This is a genomic window from Aeromonas sp. 1HA1, from assembly GCF_029237385.1.
Taxonomy (GTDB): Bacteria; Pseudomonadota; Gammaproteobacteria; order Enterobacterales; family Aeromonadaceae; genus Aeromonas; species Aeromonas popoffii.
Genome location: NZ_JAACGC010000124.1, coordinates 1 through 5735 on the forward strand (window position 1 = coordinate 1; position 5735 = coordinate 5735).

General features: G+C 54.9%; 6 protein-coding genes. 1 reads left to right on the forward strand and 5 read right to left on the reverse strand.

Annotation, left to right across the window (positions count from 1 at the left end; translation table 11 throughout):
• Positions 1-101: 101 nt before the first annotated feature.
• The gene (locus GWQ22_RS20710) at positions 102-227 is read right to left on the reverse strand and encodes a hypothetical protein (protein ID WP_275931524.1); all 126 of its coding nucleotides are present in this window, start codon (positions 225-227) and stop codon (positions 102-104) included.
• 369 nt (positions 228-596) lie between these two features.
• Here GWQ22_RS20710 and GWQ22_RS20715 point away from each other — a divergent pair, with 369 nt between their 5' ends.
• Entirely contained in the window at positions 597-1973 is a 1377-nt protein-coding gene (locus tag GWQ22_RS20715; RefSeq protein ID WP_042037864.1) for an amino acid permease, read from the forward strand.
• A gap of 9 nt (positions 1974-1982) precedes the next feature.
• On the opposite strand, the gene GWQ22_RS20720 is transcribed toward GWQ22_RS20715, so the two are convergent.
• The 4 genes from GWQ22_RS20720 to GWQ22_RS20735 form a co-directional block, all read right to left on the reverse strand.
• Entirely contained in the window at positions 1983-2105 is a 123-nt protein-coding gene (locus GWQ22_RS20720; protein WP_275931525.1) for a hypothetical protein, read from the reverse strand.
• A gap of 144 nt (positions 2106-2249) precedes the next feature.
• Positions 2250-2957: an SIMPL domain-containing protein gene (locus GWQ22_RS20725; protein WP_042037863.1), complete on the reverse strand. Its 708-nt coding sequence runs from the start codon at positions 2955-2957 to the stop codon at positions 2250-2252.
• A gap of 56 nt (positions 2958-3013) precedes the next feature.
• Complete coding sequence (locus GWQ22_RS20730; protein ID WP_042037862.1) at positions 3014-3571, reverse strand: hypothetical protein; 558 nt, start codon at positions 3569-3571, stop codon at positions 3014-3016.
• 86 nt (positions 3572-3657) lie between these two features.
• Complete coding sequence (locus GWQ22_RS20735; RefSeq protein ID WP_275931526.1) at positions 3658-5574, reverse strand: type I secretion C-terminal target domain-containing protein; 1917 nt, start codon at positions 5572-5574, stop codon at positions 3658-3660.
• Positions 5575-5735: the final 161 nt, after the last annotated feature.

Sequence of the window (5735 nt, forward strand, 5' to 3'; positions counted from 1 at the left end):
AACAGGGATTGCAGGCTGGAGCTCACTCTGGGAAGGCTGGCAAACACTGCAAAGTAAACTGGACGGCTTTATTGCCGCCAAAGAGATGATGGCTTCGGGGATCAAGATCTGATCAAGAGACAGGCCCAGACCAACAGGCATCCCGCCGCCATGGTCAGCAACAAGGGAGAGAGCCAGACCGTCAACCAGAGCACGACGGCCAGCAGGCTACCAATAATACGTTGCATGAAACACATCCTTATTTATGGAGGAGACTTCATAAAACAGGAATCAATGAAGGAGTCAACTTTACAGGATTCAATTGCATGCAATGCGAGCAATCACTCCCCTCCAGCCCGTTCAAACCATAAAAAACCTGTTTCATGCCGAAAAAACCGGCGAACAATGAGGAAAACAGGTGCGCAGACAATCGGTTATCACTATTCTGCTTCCGTTGGTAGTCGCTACAAAAAACAATAAGCAGCCAACTGTAACGAAATAAATACGGGTTTCGTCACGTTTTTAGAACAATGTTGCCGTGCAAGGTCACATGGAGTGACTCGACGGGACGGAACGAGATGACAGACGAGTGATATCAGAGACGTAAGGAAGGAAGAATGGATCTTCAACAAGACGGTGAGGAGCTGAAACGCGGCCTGAAAAACCGCCATATCCAGCTCATCGCATTGGGCGGCGCCATAGGCACCGGCCTGTTTCTCGGCATTGCCCAGACCATCAAGATGGCGGGCCCCTCAGTGCTGCTCGGCTATGCCATCGGCGGCTTTATCGCCTTCCTCATCATGCGCCAGCTCGGTGAAATGGTGGTAGAAGAGCCGGTGGCGGGCTCCTTCAGCCACTTTGCCTACAAATACTGGGGTGACTTCGCCGGTTTCGCCTCCGGCTGGAACTACTGGGTACTCTACGTGCTGGTGAGCATGGCCGAGCTGACGGCGGTCGGCATCTATGTCCAGTACTGGTGGCCCGAGATCCCGACCTGGATGTCGGCTGCCGTCTTCTTCGTGCTGATCAATGCCATCAACCTCTCCAACGTGAAGGCGTTTGGCGAGATGGAGTTCTGGTTTGCCATCATCAAGGTGGTCGCCATCGTCGGCATGATTGGCTTTGGCAGCTACCTGCTCGCCAGTGGCAACGGCGGACCGGATGCCAGCATCACCAACCTGTGGGATCAAGGCGGCTTCTTCCCCAACGGCATCAGCGGTCTGGTGATGGCGATGGCGGTGATCATGTTTTCGTTCGGCGGTCTTGAGCTGGTGGGGATCACGGCTGCTGAGGCGGACGATCCCGAGAAGAGCATTCCCAAAGCCACCAATCAGGTTATCTACCGCATCCTCATTTTCTACATTGGCGCCCTGGCCGTGCTGATGTCCCTCTACCCCTGGGGCAAAGTCGTGGAAGGCGGCAGTCCCTTCGTGATGATCTTCCACGCGCTGGACAGCAACCTGGTCGCGACCGTGCTCAACATGGTGGTGCTGACTGCTGCACTGTCGGTCTACAACAGCTGCGTCTACTGCAACAGTCGCATGCTGTTTGGTCTGGCCAAGCAGGGCAACGGCCCGCGCAGCCTGCTCAAGACCAACAAGAGTGGTGTGCCCGTGGTGGCCATCTCCATCTCCGCCGCGGCCACCCTCTTGTGCGTGCTGATCAACTTCCTGATGCCGGGCAAGGCATTCGAGCTGCTGATGGCGCTGGTGGTTTCGGCACTGGTCATCAACTGGGCCATGATAAGCCTCGCGCACCTGAAGTTTCGCCAAAGCAAACAAGCCGAAGGCGTTGAGCCCAAGTTCAAGGCATTCTGGTATCCGTTTGGTAACTACCTCTGCCTCGCCTTCATGGCAGGTATCCTGGTCATCATGTACCTGACTCCGGGGATCCAGATTTCAGTGCTGCTCATCCCGGTCTGGATCGTCGTGCTGGCCATCGGCTATCAGCTCAAACAGAAGCGTCGTGCACGGGTTGCCGCCAATCTGGGTTAATCCACCTCGTTACACCATAAGATGCCGGTCACCGACCGGCATCTTGCTATCCGTCATCTGCCACTCGCTGGCGGCAGAGCGCAGGGCCAGGCACCAGCGCTCCCCACCCTTGCACCATAGACCACCAGGCATGATCGGGATCCTGCCAGTCACATCATCATTTGCGGGCCGCTATCCGGCCTGCGCACTCAATCCAGCTTGCCAGGTAAAAACGACAAGCCCGAGGGGATCAGCCTCGGGCCTGGAGTAGATCGACAAGGCCGGATGGCCAAAGCCTTATTCCAGCAGGAAGACGGCTTCCACGTTGTCCGTGATGCTTATCTGCTGCTGTTGATAGCTGTTTTCCATCATGTCGGCGGCAGGCGCAGCCATGACGGCCTCCTTGAGTGCACGGCTATAGACGGGCATGGGGGTGTTGTTGCGGTACTCGACACTGTAAACCTTGCCAAGCTTCATACCGAACGCCTTGGCCAGTGATTCCGCCTTGATCTTGGCATCTTCCACCGCACCGACCCGCGCCTGCTCCTTGATGGTCTGTGGCGATTTGAGGCCGTACTCTATCTGGGACACAGACTCCAGACCCGCCTTGAGGGCGGTATCCATCAGCTCGCTCAGCTTGTCGAGCTGGTAGAGTTTGACCGCGAGTTGACGCTGGGCTCGGTAGCCCACCAGTTCCGGCTTCTTATTCTGCGGATATTGATATTCGGGGAAGATCACCAGGTTGCCCGCCTCCACATCACTGCGCTTGATGCCCAACCCTTCCAGTTGACCAAAGAAGGCCGCGACCTTGCCATCAACCTGCTGCTTGGCCTTGATGCCCTGCTTTTCCAGCGCGGTCACCGACACATTGAGGGTCAACATATCTGGCTCGGCCTTCTGCTCGGCATAACCACTCACCACCAGATGCGGGGCTTGCGGTACTTCAAGTGCGAATAACGGAGCACTGACGACCAGAGCGGAAAGGGTAAGAAGGGGACGCCACATAGAAAAAAACCTCAGTCAATTAGAGTGAGGTCATTATGCCCGTGGTCGAATGGGATTCATATATCGTGCAATGACGGTATCTGATCCAGCACCTGATTGGTCATGTCGATGTTGATGCTGATCTCGTTGCCCATCAGCTCTTGATGGCCGGGTGCCATCGGCGTGACGCTGCGGGAACCGAGCACGACGTCATCATCAAAATGGAAGGAATCCCACGACAGAACGTGTCCCTGCGGCGAGATCTCGGGGTCTGCTAGCGTGGACGTGATGAGTGGAGCACAATCTATGCTGTCGGAGTGCATGAGCAGATCCTGCAAACAGCTATCGCTCAGACTCTGCAGCGAATACTCCTGCTCCCCCTGATCGTGCCCGACCAGCACCACCATATGAGGTGGTTCTGCATCGACTGCCGGCGTGAAAGCGATGGTCGCTGTCGCGAAGTCCACATTGAGGGAACCCGCCACTTCGCCATCTTGGCTTTCAAGATCCAGTGCATCGATCCGATCACCTGCCATCGTGGCCTGATAGCCAAACTGGCCGGTGCAGGTAATGCTGCCCTGCCCATCCCAGCTATAGCGAATGCCATCGATATCGATCCAATTGAATGACTGCATGGTGACCCTCTCCTGTACTACCGCTATCTTAGCCGCCACCTCTGTCAAAAAACAGGGGCCAGGCATAGCCCGGCCCCATTACTCGATTACGGATCAACCTTGAGGTTACCATCATCCAGCAGTTGCTTGATGATATCCTGGTTAGAACCCAGGGAGGCAAGATCAAGGGAGTTCTGGAACTGAATCGTCAGCTCGGAGCCACCGACCGCACCATCCGGGTCTATCGTCAACGTCTTGGTAGCGGTATCAAACTGCAAGTAACTGTCCAACGCCGCCGCCAAATCATCGTTGCTGCCGCCAGTGGGAACCCCAACCAGCAAATCAGACAGATCCAGCACATCCCCCCCACTGGCCGTATTCCCAAGGGTAAAGTCCGTGATGTTGTCCGTACTGCCATCTGCATCGCCAGCAAGCCACTTGAAGGTATCGCTACCTAGGCCGCCGATAAGGATGTCATTACCCAGGCCACCGATCAAAGTGTCGTTGCCCGCCCCTCCTTCCAGACGATCATTGCCATCATTGCCATTCAAGACATCATCACCATCGTGGCCGAGCAATACATCATCTCCGCTAGTGCCTACGAGGGTATCATTGGCACTGGTACCTTCCATTACTGTCGGGATAGTGGTCGCACTGGAAGCAATATTGATAGTCAGCTGAGCTGTATCCTGGTCTCCATCACTTTGTGCCAGCTGATAGTTGAACACATCCGCCTTGCCCACATTGTTGAGATCCGGGTTCGGTGTATAGGTGTAGGTACCATCACTGTAAACTTCAAGTGAGCCATAAAGCCCAACTACTGTTTGGCTCGTGGTAACTGCGGTATAGCTGCTGCCATTCCAGATCTTGAGCACAGTGCTCTCCGCTCCGATGGCATCAACACTTCCCCAAGGATCGCCACTCATCACATCCTGGTTGGGGTCGGTTAACAGATTGCCATGTGCAGCCGTCAATGCGATAGCAACCGTTGCAGCAGCAGTCACGTTGAGTTTGATATTGTCCAGCTCCAGACGTGAATCATTGTTGCCGCCGCCATCATTCACCGAGAAGTGGACGCGATAACGCGTGGCTGCCTCAAGATTACCAGTGGTGAGGGTTGTTGTTGACCCAGGATCCGTCGACAGAAAACCGCTATAACCCGCGCCGGCTTGCTGCACCCAGTTGGCACCGTCAAATTTATACAGGCTCCAGGTCACGATATCGTTACCATGCACATTGGCCCTATCGTAATCGAAGCTTAAGGTGGTGGTGCCGGTTGCGCTGGTAACGAACTCCGGCGTCAACATCTGGACCCCACCCGATGATGAGCCATTGTTATCGACTAGACGCAGTTCAGAACCAGACACTGTGCCATCCAGGTTAGAAAGGCCAGATCCGTTCTGAGTGCTCACTATCCACTTGTCACCATTAGTCACTATGGCGCTGGCGATCGTACTCCCCCCCAGATCAATCACACTGGTATTGCCACCTGAAGTGTCATAGACCCAAGGGTTATACCCAGCACCGCTCCCGTTGGTCGTAGTCTGAAAGTCGGCCAGCATGGTACTGGAAGTGACACCCGGCACAGGGATCTCGTACACCAACGCTTCGTTGCCATTGTCATAGGCAACAACGTCACTGGAATCCGTAGTGATCATGTTGAGTACGCCGGTCTTCACATCCCCATCTGCATCTCTGATGGTGTAGCGGAAGGTCTCTGTATAGTCATTTGCCACATCCAACGACAAGCTATAGCTATACGCCCCGGTCAACAGATTGACTGAGAAAGTTCCTCCACCATGGGTAGGAATTGTCAGTACATGGGTTATTGCGTTGTAGCCGGAATAAGCTGTGGTATACACCACATCCGGGGTTGCGGGATTACCATCTGCATCATGAGAGATGCTGGTGATGGGCAAGGCCGCCGGACCATCTGCCCCAAATTCGACCCCCGCATCCGTCAGCAGATTCCCTATCGTTGGAACTTGTACAGTTCCGGACAGGGTCGACGCCAGTTGGCTCAAGTCTGTGACAATGATGGCTGGTTGCTGTTGGCCAGGAGTTATGGTGATTTCTGGTGTATGGGGGAGATAGAGAAGGTGGCGTATCCTGCTGATTGATTCCCGCGAAGAATCTCAATTAACAGAGGTGATACGCCATGACCAATTCTACCCTCAGAGTCCTG

What these genes read in the sequence shown, in the direction of transcription:
- GWQ22_RS20710 (WP_275931524.1), bottom strand. Translation starts at nt 227, where the DNA reads ATGCAACGTATTATTGGTAGCCTGCTGGCCGTCGTGCTCTGGTTGACG.
- GWQ22_RS20715 (WP_042037864.1), top strand. Translation starts at nt 597, where the DNA reads ATGGATCTTCAACAAGACGGTGAGGAGCTGAAACGCGGCCTGAAAAAC.
- GWQ22_RS20720 (WP_275931525.1), bottom strand. Translation starts at nt 2,105, where the DNA reads ATGCCTGGTGGTCTATGGTGCAAGGGTGGGGAGCGCTGGTGCCTGGCC.
- GWQ22_RS20725 (WP_042037863.1), bottom strand. Translation starts at nt 2,957, where the DNA reads ATGTGGCGTCCCCTTCTTACCCTTTCCGCTCTGGTCGTCAGTGCTCCG.
- GWQ22_RS20730 (WP_042037862.1), bottom strand. Translation starts at nt 3,571, where the DNA reads ATGCAGTCATTCAATTGGATCGATATCGATGGCATTCGCTATAGCTGG.